A 21,758-nucleotide genomic window follows, 5' to 3' on the forward strand; every position below is an offset into this window, starting at 1 on the left:
GCAGGGCGTACAATCCGGCTTTGGCCTGGCGCCGTATTTCGGCGCGTTCTGCCCGGTGTTTCATCGCGGGCAAGAAATTCCGGAAAAACTCGCACGCCGCACGGGATGCGGTGGCACCAGCAGGGGAGTCAACAGATGTCTTCCAGTCCGCGCCTCGGATTCGTCCAGTGCATCAGCCCGTCGGGCCTGCATCGCATGGCCTATCACGAATGGGGCGATCCCCTGAATCCGCGCGTGCTGATGTGCGTGCATGGCCTGACGCGTACGGGGCGCGACTTCGATGCGCTGGCGCAGGCGATGTCCGACGAGTATCGCGTGGTGTGTCCCGATGTGGTCGGCCGCGGACGCTCGGAATGGCTGGCCGATCCGCATCACTATGTCGTGCCGCAGTATGTGTCGGACATGGTGACGCTGATCGCGCGGCTCAACGTGGAGCAGGTGGACTGGTTCGGCACGTCGATGGGCGGGTTGATCGGCATGGGCCTGGCCGGCCTGCCGAAGTCGCCGGTGCGCAAGCTGCTGCTCAACGATGTGGGGCCCCGCATCACGGCGCAGGCGCTGGAGCGCATCGGCGCGTACCTGGGCCTGCCTGTCCGGTTCAAGACTTTCGAAGAAGGTCTGGCATACCTGCAGACGATCAGTGCATCGTTCGGTCGCCATACGCCCGAGCAATGGCGCGAGCTTAACGGTGCCATCCTCAAGCCGGTGCAGGGCACCGAGGGGCTGGAGTGGGGGCTGCACTATGATCCCGCGCTGGCCGTGCCGTTCAGGGAAACGCCGCCCGAGGCGGTGCAGGCCGGCGAGCTGTCGCTGTGGCACATGTTCGAGGCAGCCACGGGGCCGACGCTGATCGTGCGCGGCGCCCAGTCCGACCTGTTGCTGCGCGAGACGGTGGCCGAGATGGTGGCGCGGGGCAAGCAAGTGTCGACCGTGGAAATCCCGGATGTGGGGCATGCGCCCACGTTTGTCGAGCCGGCGCAGATTGCCATTGCCCGGGCCTTTTTCCTGGGTACGTAACGAATTTTTGCTGAGAAGAATCTGATATGAGCACCAACACCCTCAAGCGCGCCCATGTGGGCAAGCGTCTGTCCGAATACGCGGTCTACAACGGCGTGGTCTACCTGGCCGGCCAGGTGCCCGAGGTCGACCCCAAGGCCGACCTGCGCGGCCAGACCCGCGAGGTGCTCGGTCATATCGACCGCCTGCTGGCCGAGGCCGGCAGCGACAAGACGCGCATCCTGATGTGCCAGATTTTCCTGACCGACGTCACCCGCATTGGCGAGATGAACGAGGTGTGGGACGAATGGGTGCCCCAGGGCAACACGCCCCCGCGCGCCACGGTGGAAGCAAAGCTGGCCAATCCCGACTACCTGATCGAAGTGGTGGTGACGGCCGCCCTCAACTGATGCAGGCGTTGTGACATGGTGACGTCAACGGAGCTGACGGGTCAGACCGCGGGCATTCCGGATGCCGGGCTTGTCGAGCGCGCACTGGCCTTTGTGCGCGACGTGGCCGACGGCGAAAACCCTGTGCTGTTGCCTACCGGGGAAAGCGTACTGTCGCACGCCGAAGGGATGCTGCGCATCCTGGACGGCCTGCGGGTGGACGATGCCGCGCGGGCCGCGGCCTGCCTGTTCGCGGCGGCGGCCTTCGTGCCCGACGCCGAGGCCCAGATCGAACCCAGGTTTGGCGAGGAGGTGGTGCGCCTGGTGAAGGGCGTGCGCCAGCTGCTGCGCATCGGCGCCATTGCGGTAACGCAGGCCGATGTGTCGGAGTCGTCGAAATCGCAGGTGGCCGCGCGTCACGAGCAGGTCGAGGCCTTGCGCAAGATGCTGCTGGCGTTTGCGCAGGATATCCGCGTGGTGCTGGTGCGGCTGGCGTCGCGCCTGCAAACGCTGCGCTGGCTGGCGCAGACCAAGACCCCGCCGTTGTCCGGCGTGGCCCGCGAGACGCTGGACATCTATGCGCCGCTGGCCAACCGGCTGGGAATCTGGCAGGTGAAGTGGGAGCTGGAAGACCTGGCGTTCCGCTTCGAGCAGCCCGATACCTACAAGCGCATCGCCAAGCTGCTGGACGAAAAACGTATCGAGCGCGAAGGCTATATCGCGCAGGCCATCGGTCGCCTGCAGTCGGAACTGGCCTCGGCCGGCATCCGCGCCGAGGTAACGGGCCGGCCCAAGCACATCTACAGCATCTGGAAGAAGATGCGCGGCAAGGAACTCGACTTTGCCGACCTGTACGACGTGCGCGCGTTCCGCGTGATCGTCGACGACATCAAGGACTGCTACACGGTCCTGGGGATCGTCCACCATATCTGGCAGCCGATTCCGCGCGAGTTCGACGACTATATCTCGCGGCCGAAAGCGAACGGCTACAAGTCGCTGCATACCGTGGTGATCGGCGACGATGGGCGCGCCTTCGAAGTGCAGATCCGCACGCAGGAGATGCACCACTTTGCCGAGTACGGCGTGGCCGCGCACTGGCGCTACAAGGAGGCGGGCGGCAAGGGCTATAGCGGCCAGTTTGCCGCCGACAATACCTACGACGAGAAGATCGCCTGGCTGCGGCAGCTGCTGGCCTGGAAGGACGAGGCCGACCACACCGTGGCGCACGAAGATTCGCCGTGGGAGCAGCTCAAGCATGCGGCCATCGACGACCATATCTACGTGCTGACGCCGCAGGCGCGTGTGGTGGCGCTGCCGCACGGCGCCACCCCGGTGGACTTTGCGTACTACCTGCACAGCGACCTGGGCCACCGGTGCCGTGGCGCGCGTGTGGATGGGTCGATGGTGCCGCTGAACACGCCGCTCAAGAACGGGCAGACCGTGGAGATCGTGGCGGTCAAGCAGGGCGGGCCTTCGCGCGACTGGCTGAATCCCGAGCTTGGCTATCTGGCGAGCAATCGCGCGCGAGCCAAGGTGCGGGCCTGGTTCAATGCGCTTGATTCCCAGGAAACGCTGGCGCAGGGCCGCGCGCTGATCGAAAAGACGCTGCAGCGCGAGGGCAAGACGGCGGTCAACCTGGACGACCTGGCCACGCGCCTCAACTTCAAGTCGACCGACGATCTCTACGCGGCCGTGGCCAAGGAGGAGTTCAGCCTGCGCCATGTGGAGCATGCGTTGCGTCACCCGGAAGGCGAGGCGCAGCCACAGTTCAGCGAGGAAGAGGCCGTCACCAAGAAGAGCCGCGCGACCAGCGTGGCCCGGGGCGCCAAGAGCGGCGTGCTGGTGGTGGGTGTGGATTCGCTGATGACGCAGATGTCGCGTTGCTGCAAGCCGGCCCCGCCCGACGAGATCGTTGGTTTTGTCACGCGCGGGCGCGGGGTGTCGATCCATCGCCGTAACTGCAGCACGTTCCTTCAGTTGTCGGCACGGGCGCCCGAGCGCGTGATCCAGACAGAGTGGGGCAAGCGCAGCGACGCGGTGTATCCGGTCGATATCCAGGTGGAAGCGGTGGATCGCCAGGGCCTGTTGCGCGATATCTCCGAAGTGCTGTCGCGGGAGAAAATCAACGTGACGGGCGTGAAGACGCTGTCGAGCAAGGGCGTGGCACGCATGCAGTTTACGGCGGAGGTTTCCGAGGCCACGCAGCTGCAGCGCGCACTGTCGCTGATCGAGGAAGTGCAGGGGGTGTTGCACGCCCGGCGGAAATAAGGTTATACTCTGCGCTTCGCTAGGCTCGTAGCTCAGCTGGTTAGAGCACCACCTTGACATGGTGGGGGTCGTTGGTTCGAGTCCAATCGAGCCTACCAACGAACATGCAGTACAACGCCGGAAGCGCACCATGAACATGACAACTCGAACTACTACCGCTGGTTAGCGACAGTAGTCGAGGTGCGCCTTCGACCCGTGCAGGATGCGGGGAAACACAGAAAAACGCGGCCTTGGCCGCGTTTTTTTTCGTCTGTCGTTTGCCAGCGTGCTGCTAAGCTGCCGCGTCGCCCGGTTTCGGGTGCGGGTCAGCCCGAGAGATTTCCGTTGCCGGTGTTGTTCGATGCGCGCGTTCGCCGCATCTGGTGGCCCGGCGCCACAAAAGTTGCTTTGTCCTCCCGCCAGGCACCGAGACGCCGGCGCGGTGGAATCCACAAGAGGTGCAATGATGATCGCAATCACGCTGCCGGACGGTTCCCGTCGCGAATACCCCGGTCCCGTCACGGTGGCCGAAGTGGCGCAGAGCATCGGCTCGGGCCTGGCCAAGGCGGCGCTCGCCGGCAAGGTCGACGGTCGCATGGTCGATACGAGCTACACGATCGACCAGGATGCTTCGCTGGCTATCGTCACGGACAAGGACGCCGATGGCGTCGACGTGATCCGTCACTCGACGGCCCACTTGCTGGCCTACGCGGTCAAGGAACTGTTCCCGGATGCGCAGGTTACGATCGGCCCGGTCATCGAGAACGGCTTCTACTACGACTTTTCCTACAAGCGTCCTTTCACGCCCGAGGATCTCGCCGCCATCGAGAAGAAGATGACGGAACTGGCCCGCAAGGACGAGAAGGTCACGCGCGAAGTGTGGAACCGCGACGAGGCGGTGGCACTGTTCGAGTCGATGGGCGAGAAGTACAAGGCCGAGATCATCGCGTCGATTCCGGCCGACCAGGAAATCGGCCTGTATCGCGAAGGCAGCTTTGTCGATCTGTGTCGTGGCCCGCACGTGCCGTCGACGGGCAAGCTGAAGGTCTTCAAGCTGATGAAGGTGGCCGGCGCCTACTGGCGCGGCGACTCGAACAACGAGATGCTCCAGCGCATCTACGGCACGGCCTGGGCTAAAAAGGAAGACCAGGAAGCGTACCTGACGATGCTGGAGGAGGCCGAGAAGCGCGACCACCGCCGCCTGGGCAAAACGCTGGACCTGTTCCATCTGCAGGAAGAGGCGCCCGGCATGGTGTTCTGGCACCCGAAGGGCTGGAGCGTCTGGCAGTCCGTCGAGCAATATATGCGCGGCCGTCTGACGGAAGCCGGTTATCAGGAAGTGCGTACGCCGCAGGTGATGGATCGTTCTCTCTGGGAAAAGTCTGGCCATTGGGAGAACTACAAGGAAAACATGTTCGTCACGGAATCGGAAAAGCGCGACTACGCGATCAAGCCGATGAACTGCCCGGGACATGTCCAGATCTTCAATCATGGCCTGCGTTCGTATCGCGACCTGCCGCTGCGCTTTGCCGAGTTCGGGTCGTGCCACCGCAACGAGCCGTCGGGCGCGCTGCATGGCCTGATGCGCGTGCGTGGTTTTGTGCAGGATGATGCACATATCTTCTGCACGGAAGAGCAGATCGTCGAGGAAGCGAAGGCGTTTAACGAACTCGCGTTCTCGGTGTATGACGACTTTGGCTTCAAGGACGTCAAGGTCAAGTTGTCGCTGCGCCCGGAAAAGCGCGCCGGCTCGGATGCCGTCTGGGATCACGCCGAAGACGGTCTGCGCCTGGCGCTCCGTGCCTGTGGTGTGGAGTGGGAAGAACTGCCGGGCGAGGGCGCCTTCTATGGTCCGAAGGTCGAGTACCACATCAAGGATGCGATTGGCCGTTCGTGGCAGTGCGGTACGCTGCAACTCGACCTGGTGCTGCCGGAGCGCCTGGGTGCGGAATACGTTGCGGACGACAATGGCCGGAAGCGTCCGGTCATGCTGCACCGCGCAATCCTCGGTTCGTTTGAGCGCTTCCTGGGCATCTTGCTGGAAAATCACGCAGGTGCGCTGCCCGCCTGGCTGGCTCCGGAGCAGGTCGTGGTCATGAATATCGCCGAATCGCAGTCGGAATATGCCGAAAGCGTCGTGCAACTCTTGCAAAAACAAGGGTTTAGGGCCAAGGCGGATTTGCGTAACGAGAAAATTACGTATAAAATCCGCGAGCACTCGCTCCAGAAGATTCCCTACCTGCTAGTGGTGGGCGACAAGGAGCGGGACGCCAATCAAGTGGCCGTGCGTGCCCGAGGCAATGTGGATCTGGGTGTCATGCCCGTTTCCGCATTTGTGGAACGTCTTCAGAACGACGTTGCCAGCAAAGCCTGAGGGTGTGAAGCACGGCTTGTTTTTTTGTCTTCTTGAGGTAACGGAACATCGCTACAGACAAAGGTCACCGTATCAACCGGGAAATCAGCGCGCCTGAGCTGCGCCTGGTAGGGGTTGATAACGAGCAGCTCGGCATCGTCAAGTTCATGGACGCACTGCGCATGGCCGAGGAGAAGGACTTGGATCTGGTGGAGATCGCGCCTAACGCGGCTCCTCCCGTGGCCCGCATCATGGACTACGGCAAGTTCAAGTACGAGGAAGCCAAGCGCGCCCATGAGGCCAAGCTCAAGCAGAAGATCATCCAGGTCAAGGAAGTGAAATTCCGTCCTGGCACGGATGATGGCGACTACAACGTCAAGCTGCGCAATCTGCGACGCTTCCTGGAGGAAGGGGATAAGACCAAGATCACGCTGCGTTTCCGCGGTCGTGAGATGGCCCACCAGGAAATTGGCGCGCGCATGCTCGAGCGTCTGAAGTCTGATCTGGAAGAACTGGGTCAGGTCGAGCAGATGCCGAAGATGGAAGGTCGCCAGATGGTGATGGTGCTGGCTCCCAAGAAGAAGAAGTAATTCCTGTGCGGGGCGACGGCCGGGATGCCGGGGGTATCCCGGCGTTGTCCTGTGCGGAAATCGTGCGAGGTGTACGGGGTTTGCGCCCCGGTGCCACGTACAAAAACAAGTGAATGCGGGTCTTGCAAGCGATGGCGACAGTCATCCACCTGCATGCATGTCATAGAGCTGGAGTTTTTCATGCCTAAGATGAAGACCAAGAAAAGCGCCTCCAAGCGCTTTACGGCGCGCCCGAACGGTTCGTTCAAGCGCGGCCAGGCCTTCAAGCGTCACATCCTGACGAAGAAGACCACCAAGAACAAGCGTCAACTGCGCGGCACCCAGGACGTCCATGAGACGAACCTGAAGTCGGTTCGCGCAATGATGCCTTACGCATAACCCCAAACGATAACGAAAGGAGTATTACATGCCTCGAGTCAAGCGTGGGGTCACTGCACGGGCCCGTCACAAGAAGGTTATCGACGCTGCCAAGGGTTACCGCGGCCGTCGCAATAATGTCTACCGTATCGCCAAGCAGGCGGTCATGCGTGCTGGCCAGTACGCGTACCGCGATCGTCGCAACAAGAAGCGCGTGTTCCGCGCTCTGTGGATTGCACGTATCAATGCCGCGACGCGTGAGCATGGCATGACCTACAGCGTGTTCATGAACGGCCTGAAGAAGGCTTCGATTGAACTGGACCGCAAGGTGCTGTCGGACATGGCCATCCATGACAAGCCTGCCTTTGCCGCCATCGTCAACCAGGTGAAAGCCACCGTTGCCTGATGGCCGTTCGGGAAGCGCGTAACGCGCTTCCGGGCAAGCACCGACCGCAAGGTCTGCTGAAACGGGGCTCCTCACCGAGCCCCGTTTTCATTTCGAATGCCGTGCCGAACGCGGGCCTCCCGAGGCCGGCACCGCATCCGAAATGACAATGCATCGCCGCGTGCGACCTACTGCATATCGCGTATCGCGCCCGGCGGCAGTGCCAATCCTCCCTATGCACCATCCACGTACCGTCCACGTATAGCCGTCATGTCCCTGGATCTGGATCAAATCGTCGCCGACGCACAGGCCGCCTTCGCTGCGGCCAACGACAACGCCACGCTGGAAAACGAAAAGGCCCGCTTCCTGGGCAAGACCGGCGCGCTGACTGAACTGCTGAAGGGTCTCGGCAAGCTGGACCCGGAGGCCCGCAAGGCCGAGGGCGCCCGCATCAACCAGGTCAAGCAGCAGGTGGAGGGTGCGCTGCAGGCGCGCCGCCAGGCGCTGGCCGATGCGCTGATGAACGCGCGCCTGGCCGCCGAGGCCATCGACGTGACGCTGCCTGGCCGCGCCGTGGCGCGCGGCAGCGTACACCCGGTGATGCGGACGTGGGAACGCGTCGAGCAGATCTTCGGCTCGATCGGTTTCGACGTGGCCGATGGCCCCGAGATCGAAACCGACTGGATGAACTTCACCGCGCTGAACAACCCGGACAACCATCCGGCGCGTTCGATGCAGGATACGTTCTACGTGGACGGCCGCGACACCGACGACAAGCTCCTGCTGCTGCGTACCCACACCAGCCCGATGCAGGTGCGCTATGCCCGCATGCACGTGCAGAAGTACGCCGGCAAGGCGATGCCGCCGATCAAGGTGATTTGCCCGGGCCGCACCTATCGCGTGGACAGCGACGCCACGCACTCGCCGATGTTCAACCAGGTGGAAGGCCTGTGGATTGGCGAAGATGTGAGCTTTGCCGACCTGAAGGGCGTCTACACCGATTTCCTGCGCAAGTTCTTCGAGCGCGACGATATCCAGGTGCGCTTCCGTCCGTCGTACTTCCCGTTCACCGAACCGTCGGCCGAAATCGACATGGCGTTCGGCAACGGCAAGTGGCTGGAGATTTCCGGCTCGGGCCAGGTGCACCCGAACGTGCTGCGCAACATGGGCCTGGACCCCGAGCGCTACATCGGCTTCGCGTTCGGCTCCGGCCTGGAGCGCCTGACGATGCTGCGCTATGGCATCAACGACCTGCGCCTGTTCTTCGAGGGCGACGTGCGCTTCCTGCGCCAGTTCGCCTGATCGCCGCAGCCCGCTGCCTGCATATCGTCAAAGACATCACAGAATACCTACCGGATCAGAAGCGCCATGCAATTCTCGGAATCCTGGCTTCGCACATTCGCCAATCCTGAAAAGATCTCGACCGACGCGCTGTCGCACAGCCTGACCATGGCCGGTCTGGAAGTGGAAGAGGTTGGCCCGGTTGCGCCGCCGTTCAACAAGATCGTGGTGGCCAGCGTGCTGGCGACCGAACGCCATCCCAACGCCGACCGCCTGAATGTTTGCCAGGTCGACGCCGGCACCGGTGAGACGCTGCAAATCGTGTGCGGCGCGCCCAATGTGAAGCCGGGCATCAAGGTGCCTTGCGCGCTGGTGGGTGCCGTGCTGCCGCCGGCCGAAGAGGGCGGCAAGCCGTTCGAAATCAAGGTGGGCAAGCTCCGCGGCGTGGACAGCTTCGGCATGCTTTGCTCGGCCCGCGAACTGAAGCTGTCGGAAGACCATGGCGGCCTGCTGGTGCTGCCGGACGATGCGCCGGTAGGCCAGGACATCCGCCAGTACCTGGACCTGGACGACCAGGTATTCACGATCAAGCTGACGCCGAACAAGGCGGACTGCCTGTCGATCCACGGCGTGGCGCGTGAAGTATCGGCACTGACCGGTGCCGCGCTGACGCTGCCGGACATGTCGCCGGTGGCCGTGACGCTGCAGGACAAGCTGCCGGTCAAGATCTCGGCGCCCGACCTGTGCGGCCGTTTCTCGGGCCGTATCATCCGCGGCGTGAACGCCCGTGCGGCCACGCCGGCCTGGATGGTCCAGCGCCTGGAGCGCTCGGGGCAGCGCAGCATCTCGGCGCTGGTCGACATCTCGAACTTCGTGATGCTGGAACTGGGCCGTCCGTCGCACGTGTTCGACCTGGACAAGATCCACGGCGGGCTCGACGTGCGTTGGGGCCGCAAGGGCGAACAGCTCAAGCTGCTGAACGGCAACACCGTAGAGGTGGACGAGCAGGTTGGCGTGATCTCCGACGACAAGGAGATCGAAAGCCTGGCCGGTATCATGGGCGGCGACAGCACCGCCGTGTCGCTGGACACCACGAATATCTATCTGGAAGCCGCATTCTGGTGGCCAAACGCCATCCAGGGCCGTGCGCGCCGCTACAACTTCTCGACCGATGCCGCGCATCGCTTCGAGCGTGGCGTGGACTACGCCACCACGGTCGAACATATCGAACGCATCAGCGCGCTGATTCTTGAAATCTGCGGCGGCCAGGCCGGCCCGGTCGACGACCAGATCGTCAACCTGCCGCAGCGCAAGCCCGTGGCCCTGCGCGTGGCACGTGCCGAGCGCGTGCTCGGTATCGAACTGTCGTCGGCGGAAATCGCCGATGTGTTCCAGCGCCTGAACCTGCCGTTCACGCGTTCGCAGGGCGCTGACGGCGAGGTGTTCGAGGTGACGCCGCCGAGCTACCGCTTCGACATCGAGATCGAGGAAGACCTGATCGAGGAAGTGGCGCGAATCTACGGTTTCGAGCGCATCGTGGCGCGTCCGCCGATCGCCGAGAGCGAAATGCGCCCGACCAACGAAGGTCGCCGCTCGCAGCACGTGGTGCGCCACGCGCTGGCTGCCCGGGACTTCAACGAGGTGATCAACTTCGCCTTTGTGGAAGAGCAGTGGGAGCGCGACTTTGCCGCCAATGGCAACCCGATCCGCCTGCTGAACCCGATCGCGAGCCAGCTGGCCGTGATGCGTTCCACGCTGATCGGCGGCCTGGTGGACAAGGTTCGCTACAACCTCAACCGCAAGGCTGCGCGCGTGCGTCTGTTCGAGGTGGGTCGCGTGTTCCATCGCGACGCCAGCGTGGCCGATGGCGGCCTGACCGTGGCTGGCTACCGCCAGCCGATGATGGCGGCTGGCATCGCCTACGGCCCGGCGTTCGAAGAGCAGTGGGGCGTGGCAACGCGCCCGGTGGACTTCTTCGACATCAAGGGCGACGTGGAGGCGCTGTTCCATCCGCGCACGCCGCGCTTCGAGCCGGTGGCGCATCCCGCGCTGCACCCGGGCCGCGCCGCCCGCGTGATCGTCGACGGCAAGCCCGTCGGCGTGGTGGGTGAAATTCACCCGCGCTGGCTGCAGGAGTACGAACTGACCAACGCGCCCGTGGTGTTCGAGCTGGAACTTGATGCGCTGCGCGACGTGGGGCTGCCGGTCTACACGGAGATTTCAAAGTTCCCGGCGGCCGTGCGTGACCTGGCTGTGGTGGTCAAGCAGCAGGTGCGCGTGCAGGACATGATCGATGCCATGCGCGCGGCGCTGGACAAGGCCGGCTCGGGCCACTTTGTCCAGAGCCTGGTGCTGTTCGACGAGTTCCGTCCGAAGGCGGCATCGGCGTCAATTGGCGCCGATGAGAAAAGTCTTGCCTTCCGGGTAACCTTGCAAGATACTGGGGCGACCCTCCAGGACGAGACAGTCGACAGCGCGGTGCGTTGCATGGTCGACGCGCTGACCACGGGCTTCGAAGCCCGTCTGCGCGGTTAAGCCACCATCGCAGTTGGAGCGCCCGGGCACAGCTCCCGGGCGGATCGCCAGACAGATTCAAGAGAGCGATCAAGGATGAACGATCGAGACGCGATTTCCATGAATGCTGCAGACCTGGGCGAGGCGAGCGACCGGCACGCTGCCTCCTTCGACGATGCATCGCCGGAAGCCCGCGCTACCGAGGTGCCTACCCTGACCAAGGCCGAACTCGCAGAAATGCTGTTCGACCAGGTTGGCCTGAACAAACGCGAATCGAAGGACATGGTCGAAGCTTTCTTCGACGTGATTCGCGAAGCCCTGGAAAAGGGCGATAGCGTGAAGCTGTCCGGCTTCGGCAACTTCCAGTTGCGCGACAAGGCGCAACGTCCCGGCCGCAACCCCAAGACGGGCGAGATCATTCCGATCACCGCGCGCCGTGTGGTGACGTTCCACGCCAGCCAGAAGCTCAAGAGCCTGGTCGAGGAACGCGCCGACGTGGCGCTTCCGGGCTGACGACACGGCAGGATCTGACGCTGCGCGCATTGCGTGCGCGTCAGTGACCTGTTGAACGACGACCGTCGCGGCGCGCAGACATCTGTATCAAATTGCCACATCGGTTGGATTGCCCGAGGCGGTGGCTATCTGTATCCTGCAATGCCGCGCGTAGGTCGCGCCAACCGAGTCTCGCCCCTGGCGGGGCTGACATCAGCTTCCCCATCGATGACGGAAAAATCCAGCGAGCGCGTCGCGCTGCCGCCGATTCCCGCAAAACGCTATTTCACGATCGGTGAAGTCAGCGAGCTTTGCGCCGTCAAGCCGCACGTGCTGCGCTACTGGGAGCAGGAGTTCACCCAGCTTAAGCCCGTGAAGCGCCGCGGCAACCGCCGTTACTATCAGCATCATGAAGTGCTGCTGATCCGTCGGATTCGCGAACTGCTCTACGAGCAGGGCTTCACGATCAACGGGGCGCGCAATCGGCTCGACGAGGGACGCCATCACGGCGTTGCCGAGACCATGCCGGCACAGGCCATCGAATCGCAACCGGCCGGCGCGGCGCAACCGCCGGTGCTGTCGGTCGACCTGAACACGCTGCGCGGCGAGCTGGTGGAAGTCCAGCATCTGCTGGCGCAACTGCAGCAGATCGCGAAGCACGAATAAATTAACTGCAAACCACTAGCCATTACTGTTGGCTCTGATATAATCTCGTTCTTCTTCGGGGCGTAGCGCAGCCTGGTAGCGTACCTGCATGGGGTGCAGGTGGTCGGAGGTTCAAATCCTCTCGCCCCGACCAGAAAATAAAAGCCCGCGTAATCGATTGGTTACGCGGGCTTTGTCTTTTCCGATTCTCGGCGAATGCATTGCCGGATTTGCCAGTTCGACAGGGCACGGCGACCAACAAGCCGCAATTTTTCCTTACATCTCAGACATTGTTCTGAGTCTGTGATGGTCTAGCCTTAACCCCATTCATCAATCTCATGAAAAGCCGCCCGATGGGCTTTATCGTGCGGCTGCATTTTTACTGATGACCTGGCGTGACGTCTTACTGATTGGTTGTGGATGGGTAGGTGCCTGTGTGGCCGTGGGCTGGATCGTGACCGCAGCGGTCAAGGTGCTCGGCTGAACGCACCCATCCTCACTGCGCTTTCGATACCAGCACCGGATCGTTCCGGTAGAGGTCCGGGAACGTCTTCTTCAGATTGCCGATTTTCGGCAAGTCGTTGAAGACGATGTACATGTCTCGCGGATTCCGGGCCAGATAGTCCTGGTGATAGCTCTCGGCGGCATAGAACGGCTTGTTGGGCTCCACGCGCGTCACGATGGGTGACGGCCAGGCCCTGGTGCTGCCCAGCTGCGCAATATAGCTTTCGGCAATCGATTTCTGCTCGGGTGTAAGCGGGAAAATGGCGGAGCGATATTGGGTGCCGTGATCCGGCCCCTGATAGTTCAGTTGCGTCGGATTATGGGCGACCGAGAAAAACACCTGCAGCAGCTTGCCGTAGGTAATCTGCGTGGGGTCGTAACGGATTTCCACGGATTCGGCGTGACCGGTATTGCCGGTGCCCACCTTCTCGTATTGCGCCGTATTGGCCGCGCCTCCCGCGTAACCGGATGTGACCAGAGTAACGCCACGTACATGCTGGAACACTCCCTGCACCCCCCAGAAGCAGCCGCCTGCAAAGACAGCGGTGGCGGAATGGCTGGCACCCGGCTTTTCGTCGACGGTGGGGGCAGGGATCTTCACGGCATCCTCGGCCGACAGGGCGGGCACGCGATACGTGGTGGCAATGGCCGCGACGAAGGCCAGTCCCATCATCTTCAGCGTGGTAGGGCGGGTCCAGCGTTGCAGCTTGGCGATGGCAGTCATGGTGATGTTCCTTTCGCTGTCGAAATCAGTGTGGATCGCTTGGGTTGCTTGAATCTCGCGGATCGGGTCGGTCAGCCGAACGTGAACGCGTAGGCCTGCACGCCGGGGTCGAGAAACTCGATGGCAAATGTGCGGTCGCGGATAGCGCCGTCCTGGCGCACCAGCTGGTAGAGCCGCTGGTCCGTGACCGTGCCGGTGCCGTCGGCGGCCACGTCGGTACCGTGCGAGGCACCTGGTGACTGGCCGTCGATCGTTACGCGGAATCGCACCGGCTTGCCGTCGCTGCCGGGGCCCAGCACCAGGTGCAGGTCGCGGGCGTGGAAGCGGTAGACGATGCGGCCATCGGGCTTCACCAGCGATGCATGTTCCTCGCCGACATTCCACTGGCCGGCCAGGCCCCACTGGTTCAGCGCGGGTCCGTTGGGCGCGGCGTAGTCCTTGGTAGCGTCCTCCCGGGCGCCGCCGGGCGAGGCGAAGTTCTCGGCCCGCGCGTAGCCGACATAGGTTTCGGGTGACTGCACGGCCTTTGCATCGGCTGCCATCTCCACGCCTTGTGCTTTGCCCTGTACCGCACCCTGTGCCATGCCTTGCGGGGCCCCTGTGCTGACAACGGTCATCTTGCCCAGCTTGCCCATGTCGCCGTGACCGGCCTCGGCCAGCAGTTCGCGAATGACCTGCTCGGACTTGTCGTACTCGCCTTCGCCAAAATGGTGGAAGCGCACGCGCCCCTGGGCGTCGATGAAGTAGTGCGCCGGCCAGTAGTTGTTATTGAAGGCGCGCCAGATGGCATAGTTGTTGTCGATGGCGACCGGATAGGTCACGCCCAGGTCCTTCGTGGCCTTGCGGACGTTGTCGACATTGCGCTCGAAGGCGAACTCGGGCGCATGCACGCCGATCACCACCAGCCCCTGGTCGCGATATTTCTCGGCCCACGCCTTCACGTACGGCAGCGAGCGCAGGCAGTTGATGCACGAGTATGTCCAGAAGTCGACCAGCACCACCTTGCCACGCAGTGCTTCGGCCGTCAGCGGGGGCGAATTCAGCCAGGCCACGGCACCATCGACACCGGGGAACCGGCCCTCGACTGGCAGGCTCGACGCATGACTGGCCGCCGCGCGCATCATCATCGAACCGCCGGAAGCCTCGGGCGTGGCCGACATCGCCATGGTGTTCTGTGCCATGGCCTGTGGCTTCGCCTGCATCATCATCGCGCCGCCGGCACCGTCGCTGCCGTCCTTGCGGCCCGCGAACGTGTCGACCAGCCGCTGTTCCAGGCCACCGGTGGCTACCGTGGAAATGCGTGTGAGGATGCCCGTATCGAGCCCGAGCGCGATGGCAGCCACGCCCAGCAGCATGGCGGCGCCGATACCGCGGCGGATCCATTCGCCCGCGCCCAGCGATCGCTTCATGGCGGCAAACACGCGGCCGCCCACCAGTAGCGCCACGGCCAGCGAGGTAGCCGCCCCGGCGGCATAGGCAACCAGCAGCAGGGTGGTGCCGATGCTGGCGCCCTGCAGCGCGGCGCCGGTCAGCACCAGGCCCAGGATCGGGCCCGCGCAGGGCGCCCAGAGCAGTCCGGTGGCGATGCCAAGCAGGAACGACGACGCGGGGCTGGCCGGACGGCCGTCCGCCTGGGCGAAGCTGGTCAGTCGGCTGCCCGCGTGTACCAGCGGCTGGGTCAGCCGTTCGGCCAGGCCTGGCAGCAGCAGCGTCAGGCCGAACACGGCCAGCAGCGCGATGGCAAGCCAGCGCCCCAGTTCATTGGCCTGCGCCACCCAGCCGCCGCCTACCGCGGCCAGCGTGGCCACGCCGGCGAACGTGATGCCCATGCCGGCCAGCAGGGGCAGGCCGCTGCGTACGAACGGCTGGTCGGCCCGCGCGAAGACGAACGGCAGGACGGGCAGGATGCAGGGGCTCAGGATCGTCAGGACCCCGCCCAGGTAGGCAAGTATCAGCAGCAACATGGCGTGGTGCTCGTGGTCAGGTGGTCGGGAGGCCGGGAGGCAAATTGGTCGATGGGTCGACGGATCGCGGTGCGTCAGGCCGCAGCCGGCCTGAAGGTCATGGCCACGCCGTTCATGCAGTAGCGCAGGCCGGTGGGCTTGGGACCATCGTCGAATACATGGCCCAGGTGGCCGCCGCAGCGCCGGCAATGGACGGCCGTGCGGATCATCCCGAACGACACGTCCTGGGTGGTGCCCACCGCATTGGTCAGCGGCGCCCAGAAGCTGGGCCAGCCGGTGCCGCTGTCAAACTTGGTCGTCGACGAGAACAGGTCGAGCTGGCAGCCCGCGCAGGCAAACACGCCCTTGCGGTGCTCGTCGTTCAGCGGGCTGCTGAACGGCCGTTCCGTACCCTCCTGGCGCAGCACGTCGTACTGGGCGGCCGTCAGCTTCTTGCGCCATTCGGTCTCGCTCATGGTCACTTCGAATTTCTCGGGCGCCTGGGGCGCAGTACCGGCGGTGGCCGGGCCGGCCAGCAGGCGCCAGCCGCCCACGGCGGCCACTGCAGCGGTCAGGGTGCCGCCGGACAGCAAAAAGCGTCGGGTGATGCGCATGGTGGACTCCGTGCTCAGGAAGGGGTGATCGGATGGTAGGCAACGGGGCGTATCGGAGTCCTCGCCGAACCTTAAACAATTCGTGATAACTGCCGGCGCGGATTTCTGCACAATAGCGACACATTCCCGCTTCCCGATTGCCCAATCTTTCCGTCAGTTTCTGCCCACCCGGTACAACATGGAACACCCGAAAAGGATCCTGCTGGTTGAAGACGATGCCGGCATTGCCAATGTGCTGGCGATGCACTTGCGCGACGAGCGCTACGAGGTCGTGCACAGCGCCGACGGCGCCGAAGGGCTGCGCCTGCTGGAGCAGGGCGGCTGGGATGCGCTGGTGCTGGACCTGATGCTGCCGGGCGTGGACGGGCTGGAGATCTGCCGGCGCGCGCGCGCCATGACCCGCTACACGCCGATCATCATCACCAGCGCGCGGTCCAGCGAAGTCCACCGCATCCTGGGCCTGGAACTGGGTGCCGACGACTACCTGGCAAAGCCGTTCTCGGTGCTGGAGCTGGTGGCGCGCGTCAAGGCGCTGCTGCGGCGCGTGGAGGCCATGGCCCGCGATGTACGCGCCGATGCGGGCAGCCTGGAACTGGCGGGCCTGGTCATCGACCCGCTGGCACGGCAGGCCTCGGTCGATGGCCGGCGGCTCGATCTCACGCCCCGCGAGTTCGACCTGCTGTACTTCTTTGCCCGCCATCCGGACAAGGTCTTCTCGCGCATGGACCTGCTCAACGCGGTATGGGGCTATCAGCACGAAGGCTATGAACACACCGTGAACACGCATATCAACCGGCTGCGCACCAAGATCGAGGCCGATCCGGCGCGGCCGATGCGCATCCTGACCGTCTGGCGCCGGGGTTACCGGTTCGTGGCCGACCCGGCTGCGGCGCCGCTGGGCGACGAGGGCGACAAGCCGGGCAAGGCCGACAAGGGGGAGGCATCGTGAAGCTGTCGCTGACCCAGCGCCTGTCCGCCGTGTTCGCGGCGCTGCTGCTGGCCTGTTGCGGCGCGTCGGCCTGGCTGCAGGTGCGCGCCAACGCCATGCACGAGAAGGAGGTGATCCAGAGCCTGTCGCGCGGCCTGGCGGCCTACATCGCGCGCAATGCCTTGCTGGAGGACCAGAGCGCCATCGCGCCACAGGCGCTGCGCCAGCTGTTCGGCCAGTTGATGGTGGTGAACCCCAGCGTCGAGGTCTACCTGCTGGACGACCAGGGCAACATCCGTGGGCACGACGCGCCGAGCGGCCACCTGATCCGTGACCGGGTGGACCTGGCGCCGGTGAAGAAGCTGATCGAAGGCGGCCCGCTGCCAATCCTTGGCGACGACCCGCGCAGTGCGTCCGGGCGCAAGGTGTTCAGCGCCGCGCCATTGCGGCAGGGCGGCTATATCTACGTGGTGCTGATGGGCGAGACGCACGACCGGCTGGCCGCACGGGCGTCGCAGGATTCGGTCATGCGCACCACGCTGTGGTCGATGGCGCTGGTGGCCTCGCTGGGCCTGATCGCCGGTCTGGTGGCTTTTGCGCTGATCACACGGCCGCTGCGGCGGCTGACCAACGAGATCCGGCAGTTCGACTCCGGCGATGCGTACACCGGCGGCGACCCGCAGGCCATGCCATCCGAGCCTGTGCCGCGCGACGAGATGGCCGCGCTGGAATCGGCGTTTCGCCAGATGTCGGATCGCATCGACAGCCAGTGGCGCGCGCTCAAGCAGCAGGACCAGGAACGGCGCGAGATGGTAGCCAATATCTCGCACGATCTGCGTACGCCGCTGACATCGCTGCACGGCTATCTGGAGACGTTGTCGGTCAAGGCCGACAGCCTGAGCGCGGAGGAACGCCAGCGCTACCTGGCGATTGCGCTGGCGCAAAGCGCCAAGGTGGGAGGCCTGGCGCAGGCGCTGTTCGAACTGGCGCGTCTGGAACACGGCATGGTGCAGGCCGTGCCCGAGGATTTCTCGATGGTTGACCTGACGCAGGACGTGCTCGAAAAATTCGCCCTGCCCGCCGAGGCCAAGCACCTGCAACTGCGCGCCGGGGTACCCCCAGCGCTGCCGGCCGTGTCGGCTGACCTGGGCATGATCGAACGCGTGCTGACCAATCTGCTGGACAACGCGATCCGGCATACGCCGGCCGGCGGCACGGTCGAGATCGACCTTGCCAGCCAGGACGGCAAGGTGGCGGTTACGGTCAGCGATACGGGGCCGGGCATTCCGCCGGCGCTGCGCGAGTCGATCTTCCAGCGGCCGTTTCCGTCGGGCGGCGCGCATCGGGGCGGCGGTCTGGGCCTGCTGATAGTGCAGCGCATGCTGCAGCTGAATGGCAGTCAGGTCAGGCTGGTGGACCGGCAGGGTGGCACGACGCTGACCTTTGCGCTGCGGGCGGCGGGGCGCCAGGCGGCATGATGGTCATGGCTCGCGTGTGATGTACGGCATCCGTCGGTGGGCCTTTCCTTCATCATGAAAGCGGGGCAGACTGTGGCCTCTCAGCATTGAGACATCGCAATAACGCCATACACGGAGAAAAACCATGCAAACCAGCGCGCGTAACCAGTTTTCGGGCGAAGTCGTGCAAGCCACGGCCGGCGCCGTCAATGACGAGATCGTGATCAAGCTGGCTGGCGGCCAGCAGATCGTCGCCACCGTGACCCACGACAGCGCAGCGCGTCTGGGCCTGACGCAGGGCAAGAAGGCCGTGGCGCTGGTCAAGGCCACGTCGGTCATCGTGATGGTCGACGCCGACGCCAGCAAGGTGTCGGCCCGCAATGTGGTGCAGGGCAAGGTCACCGAACTGACCAAGGGTGCCGTCAACGCCGATTTGACGATCACCGATGCCAGCGGCCTGGCCGTGTCCGCCATCATTACCAACAACAGCGTCGATCGCCTGGGCCTGGCCGTGGGCAAGGCCGCTGCGGCGATGTTCAAGGCATCGAGCGTCATCGTCGGCATCGACGCCTGATTGCCGGCTCTGCCCCTCGCCCGCGCCGCGCGCGGGCGAGGGGCATGCCCGTGCTAGCGCAAACGCTCGCGTAGCCAGCCGACGAATGCCGCGATATCGGTGTGAGTGTCGGCAGCGCGAACGTCGGCGCGGGCCGGACGTTCGGCCGGTACCGCCATCAGGCCGCTGTCGAACGCCGTAAAGCCATAGGGCGCCACCAGCGCGCCCGAATCCAGTTCGGCACGTATCAGCCGCTGCTCCACCAGCGCCACCCCCAACCCCGCCAGCGCTGCCTGGATGCACAAGTGGGTATGCGGAAACGTCAGCCCGCCATGGGGCGCGATGCGCTTGCCGGTCTTTGCTTCCCATTGATCCCACGCACTCGATGTGAAGTCGTGCGTGATGCGCTGGCCGGTGGCGATCCGTTTTGCATGAGCCGGTGTGCAGACCGGGCCAAACAGGACCGGCGCCAGCGGCATCGCGCGCTGCCGGTCGGCGGCGGGGTACGACGAAAGATCCCACGCAATCACTACATCGGCGCCCTCGGTGCGCATCTCGCGGGCCGACGTCATCGATAGCCGAATCCGGATATCGGGCCGCACACGATAGAAATCCGCCAGTTCCGGCACCAGCCAGCGCATTGCGAACGTGGCGCTGCAGGCCACATGCAAGGTGGGTCCTCGCGCCTGATCGAGAACGCGGCCATAGCCTTGTTCAAGCTGGTCGAACACTGCGCGCACCACGTCGTGGAACGCATGACCGTGGTCGTTGAGCCGCACGCCGGTGCCGTCGCGCTCGAACAGTTCCACGCCTGCGTGCTCCTGCAATTGGCGCAGCTGCCGGCTGACCGCGCCGTGGGTGCGGCACAGCTCCTCGGCCGCGCGCGTGACGGAGCCGGTTCGGGCCGTGGCCTCGAACGCGCGCAGCGTGGACATCGGGGGCAGGGTGCGCATGATGACTTGGTGAGAAAAACTGACGAATTCAGGAAAATAACTCGATATTCGCCGTCCAGGAAGCTCTTTACGATCCACCCATCGACATTTTTCTCACGAAGTTCTCAAATTCTTTGACGGGGAGTTGGCATGGCGCGGATCGTGGCGGTGACGGGACTGGAGGTGCTGGACAGCCGGGGCAACCCGACGGTGGAGGTGGAAGTGGTGCTGGCCGATGGCGCGAGCGGCCGCGCCATCGTGCCCTCGGGCGCGTCGACCGGGGCGCGCGAAGCGCTGGAGCTACGCGACGGTGACCCGCGGCGCTTTCTGGGACGCGGCGTGTCGCGGGCTGTCCGGGCGGTCGACACCACCCTGCGCGACGCGCTGCTGGGGCTCGATGCGCGCGATCAGGCGCAGGCCGACACCATCATGATCGACGTCGATGGCACGCCGGACAAAAGCCGGCTGGGCGCCAACGCCATGCTCGGCGCGTCGCTGGCCGTGGCACGGGCCGCGGCAGCCTCGAAGCGCCAGCCGCTGTTCGCCAGCCTTGGCGGCGAGCGCGCCACGCTGTTGCCGCTGCCGCTGATCAACGTGATCAATGGCGGCGCCCACGCCGACAACGCGCTCGATTCTCAGGAATTCATGATTGCCCCGGTGGGCGCGGCCACGTTTGCCGATGCGGTGCGCGCCAGCGCCGAGGTATTCCATACGCTGCGTGGCCTGCTCAAGTCGGCGGGTCACAACACGAACGTGGGTGACGAGGGCGGCTTTGCCCCGGAGTTGCGCACCGCCGAATCGGCATTGGACTTCCTGGTCGAAGCGATTGGCCGGGCCGGATACCGGCCGGGCGAAGACATCGCACTGGCCATGGACCCCGCCGCGAGCGAGCTGTATGCCGATGGGCAGTATCGCTACGCGGGCGAAGGCGTCACGCGTTCGCGGGCCGAACAGGTGGACTACCTGGCCGGCCTGGTGGCGCGCTACCCGATTGTGTCGATCGAGGACGGCATGGCCGAAGACGACGCGGAAGGCTGGCAATTGCTGACGCAGCGGCTGGGCAAGCGTTGCCAGCTGGTGGGTGACGATGTGTTCTGCACCCATCCCACGCTGCTGCGCGAAGGCGTGGACCGGCACATCGCCAACGCCATCCTGGTCAAGCCCAACCAGATTGGCACGCTCAGCGAAATGCTGGAGACGGTACGCGTGGCCCATGGTCACGGCTATGCCGCAGTGATGTCGCATCGCTCGGGCGAGACCGAGGATGTCACGATTGCCGATCTGGCCGTGGCTACACGCTGTGGGCAGATCAAGACCGGGTCGATGTCGCGCGCCGATCGCACGGCCAAGTACAACCAGTTGCTGCGCATCGAGCGCATGCTCGGCAACCGGGCGCGCTATGCGGGCGGGGCAGCGTTGCGGCGATGATGCGGCGGCGCGGGCGGGGCGCCGCAGGCCCCTGAAACCCTGCGGCCGTTGAATCTAGAGCAGCGCGAAGCGCGCGGCCTGCGGCCCCACCACTGCCGGGCGGCTGACCGGATATCGATGATGGTCGCCGCCGGCCTCGAACGACAGGTAGTCGGGCGTCCATCGCAGGCCGCGCAGGAATCGCGTTTCCAGGCCATCGACTACGATGGCGCCGCCCTGCACCGTGACGCTGTCACAGGGCAGGCGCAGCAACTCGGCATCGTCGCCGAAGTAATGGGCTTCCAGCAGGATCGAGGCGGCTTGGTAGGCGGGCATGATGGTCGGGTGGCGAATGCGTGCGGGTAAACGGCGGTCAGTCGAATACTGTATAAACGTACAGTAGTATAGCGGCCTTGCCGTGCCCATGCACGTGCCCGATTCTCAATT

The 21,758-nt window shown here is 64.6% G+C and carries 20 protein-coding genes and 2 tRNA genes; 17 read left to right on the forward strand and 5 right to left on the reverse strand.

The window, feature by feature from the left end; genetic code table 11:
* Nucleotides 1–135 precede the first annotated feature (135 nt).
* From ACOABP_RS15500 to ACOABP_RS15560, 13 genes are all read left to right on the forward strand, one after another.
* Nucleotides 136–1,017 (forward strand): alpha/beta fold hydrolase, encoded by an 882-nt coding sequence (locus tag ACOABP_RS15500; protein WP_474225982.1) that lies wholly within the window; start codon nucleotides 136–138, stop codon nucleotides 1,015–1,017.
* A gap of 26 nt (nucleotides 1,018–1,043) precedes the next feature.
* Nucleotides 1,044–1,406: a RidA family protein gene (locus ACOABP_RS15505; protein ID WP_066738555.1), complete on the forward strand. Its 363-nt coding sequence runs from the start codon at nucleotides 1,044–1,046 to the stop codon at nucleotides 1,404–1,406.
* 15 nt (nucleotides 1,407–1,421) lie between these two features.
* Nucleotides 1,422–3,653 (forward strand): RelA/SpoT family protein, encoded by a 2,232-nt coding sequence (locus tag ACOABP_RS15510; RefSeq protein WP_474225984.1) that lies wholly within the window; start codon nucleotides 1,422–1,424, stop codon nucleotides 3,651–3,653.
* 21 nt (nucleotides 3,654–3,674) lie between these two features.
* Nucleotides 3,675–3,751: transfer RNA gene (locus ACOABP_RS15515), tRNA-Val, on the forward strand.
* 347 nt (nucleotides 3,752–4,098) lie between these two features.
* Nucleotides 4,099–6,006 (forward strand): threonine--tRNA ligase, encoded by a 1,908-nt coding sequence (thrS, locus tag ACOABP_RS15520; protein WP_474227855.1) that lies wholly within the window; start codon nucleotides 4,099–4,101, stop codon nucleotides 6,004–6,006.
* Between the two features lie 47 nt (nucleotides 6,007–6,053).
* Nucleotides 6,054–6,575, forward strand: a complete 522-nt coding sequence (gene infC / locus ACOABP_RS15525; RefSeq protein WP_474227856.1) for a translation initiation factor IF-3 — start codon at nucleotides 6,054–6,056, stop codon at nucleotides 6,573–6,575.
* A gap of 180 nt (nucleotides 6,576–6,755) precedes the next feature.
* Nucleotides 6,756–6,953 (forward strand): 50S ribosomal protein L35, encoded by a 198-nt coding sequence (rpmI, locus tag ACOABP_RS15530; protein WP_006575466.1) that lies wholly within the window; start codon nucleotides 6,756–6,758, stop codon nucleotides 6,951–6,953.
* Between the two features lie 28 nt (nucleotides 6,954–6,981).
* Nucleotides 6,982–7,338 (forward strand): 50S ribosomal protein L20, encoded by a 357-nt coding sequence (rplT, locus tag ACOABP_RS15535; protein WP_008650487.1) that lies wholly within the window; start codon nucleotides 6,982–6,984, stop codon nucleotides 7,336–7,338.
* Between the two features lie 255 nt (nucleotides 7,339–7,593).
* Nucleotides 7,594–8,619, forward strand: coding sequence for a phenylalanine--tRNA ligase subunit alpha (gene pheS / locus ACOABP_RS15540; RefSeq protein WP_474227857.1), 1,026 nt, complete (start codon nucleotides 7,594–7,596; stop codon nucleotides 8,617–8,619).
* A 66-nt stretch (nucleotides 8,620–8,685) separates the two neighbouring features.
* Nucleotides 8,686–11,133: a phenylalanine--tRNA ligase subunit beta gene (pheT, locus tag ACOABP_RS15545; RefSeq protein ID WP_474225986.1), complete on the forward strand. Its 2,448-nt coding sequence runs from the start codon at nucleotides 8,686–8,688 to the stop codon at nucleotides 11,131–11,133.
* Between the two features lie 75 nt (nucleotides 11,134–11,208).
* Nucleotides 11,209–11,625: an integration host factor subunit alpha gene (locus tag ACOABP_RS15550; RefSeq protein WP_066738541.1), complete on the forward strand. Its 417-nt coding sequence runs from the start codon at nucleotides 11,209–11,211 to the stop codon at nucleotides 11,623–11,625.
* A 207-nt stretch (nucleotides 11,626–11,832) separates the two neighbouring features.
* Nucleotides 11,833–12,270 carry a MerR family transcriptional regulator gene (locus tag ACOABP_RS15555; protein ID WP_474225987.1) on the forward strand — a complete coding sequence of 146 codons (438 nt, stop codon included), beginning with the start codon at nucleotides 11,833–11,835 and terminating at the stop codon, nucleotides 12,268–12,270.
* Nucleotides 12,271–12,326: 56 nt separating this feature from the next.
* Nucleotides 12,327–12,403, forward strand: a tRNA-Pro gene (locus ACOABP_RS15560).
* A 342-nt stretch (nucleotides 12,404–12,745) separates the two neighbouring features.
* Here ACOABP_RS15560 and msrA read toward each other — a convergent pair.
* The 3 genes from msrA to msrB form a co-directional block, all read right to left on the reverse strand.
* The gene (gene msrA, locus ACOABP_RS15565; protein ID WP_474225988.1) at nucleotides 12,746–13,477 is read right to left on the reverse strand and encodes a peptide-methionine (S)-S-oxide reductase MsrA; all 732 of its coding nucleotides are present in this window, start codon (nucleotides 13,475–13,477) and stop codon (nucleotides 12,746–12,748) included.
* 71 nt (nucleotides 13,478–13,548) lie between these two features.
* Nucleotides 13,549–15,441 (reverse strand): cytochrome c biogenesis protein DipZ, encoded by a 1,893-nt coding sequence (locus ACOABP_RS15570; protein WP_474225990.1) that lies wholly within the window; start codon nucleotides 15,439–15,441, stop codon nucleotides 13,549–13,551.
* Between the two features lie 74 nt (nucleotides 15,442–15,515).
* On the reverse strand, nucleotides 15,516–16,034 hold the full coding sequence (msrB, locus tag ACOABP_RS15575) for a peptide-methionine (R)-S-oxide reductase MsrB (protein WP_474225991.1): 519 nt from the start codon (nucleotides 16,032–16,034) through the stop codon (nucleotides 15,516–15,518).
* Between the two features lie 178 nt (nucleotides 16,035–16,212).
* On the opposite strand from msrB, the gene ACOABP_RS15580 reads away from it, so the two are divergent.
* The 3 genes from ACOABP_RS15580 (at nucleotide 16,213) to ACOABP_RS15590 (ending at nucleotide 18,993) form a co-directional block, all read left to right on the forward strand.
* Complete coding sequence (locus tag ACOABP_RS15580) at nucleotides 16,213–16,983, forward strand: response regulator transcription factor (protein WP_474225993.1); 771 nt, start codon at nucleotides 16,213–16,215, stop codon at nucleotides 16,981–16,983.
* Nucleotides 16,980–18,440 (forward strand): sensor histidine kinase, encoded by a 1,461-nt coding sequence (locus ACOABP_RS15585; RefSeq protein WP_474225995.1) that lies wholly within the window; start codon nucleotides 16,980–16,982, stop codon nucleotides 18,438–18,440. The genes ACOABP_RS15580 and ACOABP_RS15585 overlap by 4 nt, the downstream gene beginning before the upstream one ends.
* Before the next feature lie 124 nt (nucleotides 18,441–18,564).
* Nucleotides 18,565–18,993 carry a TOBE domain-containing protein gene (locus tag ACOABP_RS15590; protein WP_474225996.1) on the forward strand — a complete coding sequence of 143 codons (429 nt, stop codon included), beginning with the start codon at nucleotides 18,565–18,567 and terminating at the stop codon, nucleotides 18,991–18,993.
* Nucleotides 18,994–19,046: 53 nt separating this feature from the next.
* Here the strand turns inward: ACOABP_RS15590 and ACOABP_RS15595 are convergent, their stop codons facing one another.
* Nucleotides 19,047–19,925, reverse strand: a complete 879-nt coding sequence (locus ACOABP_RS15595) for a LysR substrate-binding domain-containing protein (protein ID WP_474225997.1) — start codon at nucleotides 19,923–19,925, stop codon at nucleotides 19,047–19,049.
* A gap of 129 nt (nucleotides 19,926–20,054) precedes the next feature.
* On the opposite strand from ACOABP_RS15595, the gene eno reads away from it, so the two are divergent.
* Nucleotides 20,055–21,332 carry a phosphopyruvate hydratase gene (gene eno / locus ACOABP_RS15600; RefSeq protein WP_474225999.1) on the forward strand — a complete coding sequence of 426 codons (1,278 nt, stop codon included), beginning with the start codon at nucleotides 20,055–20,057 and terminating at the stop codon, nucleotides 21,330–21,332.
* 54 nt (nucleotides 21,333–21,386) lie between these two features.
* Here the strand turns inward: eno and ACOABP_RS15605 are convergent, their stop codons facing one another.
* The gene (locus ACOABP_RS15605; protein ID WP_101682162.1) at nucleotides 21,387–21,647 is read right to left on the reverse strand and encodes a hypothetical protein; all 261 of its coding nucleotides are present in this window, start codon (nucleotides 21,645–21,647) and stop codon (nucleotides 21,387–21,389) included.
* Nucleotides 21,648–21,758: the final 111 nt, after the last annotated feature.

The organism is Cupriavidus sp. HE11, assembly GCF_056097175.1.

Coding starts and splice junctions, on each gene's coding strand:
- ACOABP_RS15500 (WP_474225982.1), top strand. CDS start 136: ATGTCTTCCAGTCCGCGCCTCGGATTCGTCCAGTGCATCAGCCCGTCG.
- ACOABP_RS15505 (WP_066738555.1), top strand. CDS start 1,044: ATGAGCACCAACACCCTCAAGCGCGCCCATGTGGGCAAGCGTCTGTCC.
- ACOABP_RS15510 (WP_474225984.1), top strand. CDS start 1,422: ATGGTGACGTCAACGGAGCTGACGGGTCAGACCGCGGGCATTCCGGAT.
- thrS (WP_474227855.1), top strand. CDS start 4,099: ATGATCGCAATCACGCTGCCGGACGGTTCCCGTCGCGAATACCCCGGT.
- rpmI (WP_006575466.1), top strand. CDS start 6,756: ATGCCTAAGATGAAGACCAAGAAAAGCGCCTCCAAGCGCTTTACGGCG.
- rplT (WP_008650487.1), top strand. CDS start 6,982: ATGCCTCGAGTCAAGCGTGGGGTCACTGCACGGGCCCGTCACAAGAAG.
- pheT (WP_474225986.1), top strand. CDS start 8,686: ATGCAATTCTCGGAATCCTGGCTTCGCACATTCGCCAATCCTGAAAAG.
- ACOABP_RS15550 (WP_066738541.1), top strand. CDS start 11,209: ATGAACGATCGAGACGCGATTTCCATGAATGCTGCAGACCTGGGCGAG.
- ACOABP_RS15555 (WP_474225987.1), top strand. CDS start 11,833: ATGACGGAAAAATCCAGCGAGCGCGTCGCGCTGCCGCCGATTCCCGCA.
- msrA (WP_474225988.1), bottom strand. CDS start 13,477: ATGACTGCCATCGCCAAGCTGCAACGCTGGACCCGCCCTACCACGCTG.
- ACOABP_RS15570 (WP_474225990.1), bottom strand. CDS start 15,441: ATGTTGCTGCTGATACTTGCCTACCTGGGCGGGGTCCTGACGATCCTG.
- msrB (WP_474225991.1), bottom strand. CDS start 16,034: ATGCGCATCACCCGACGCTTTTTGCTGTCCGGCGGCACCCTGACCGCT.
- ACOABP_RS15580 (WP_474225993.1), top strand. CDS start 16,213: ATGGAACACCCGAAAAGGATCCTGCTGGTTGAAGACGATGCCGGCATT.
- ACOABP_RS15590 (WP_474225996.1), top strand. CDS start 18,565: ATGCAAACCAGCGCGCGTAACCAGTTTTCGGGCGAAGTCGTGCAAGCC.
- ACOABP_RS15595 (WP_474225997.1), bottom strand. CDS start 19,925: ATGCGCACCCTGCCCCCGATGTCCACGCTGCGCGCGTTCGAGGCCACG.
- eno (WP_474225999.1), top strand. CDS start 20,055: ATGGCGCGGATCGTGGCGGTGACGGGACTGGAGGTGCTGGACAGCCGG.
- ACOABP_RS15605 (WP_101682162.1), bottom strand. CDS start 21,647: ATGCCCGCCTACCAAGCCGCCTCGATCCTGCTGGAAGCCCATTACTTC.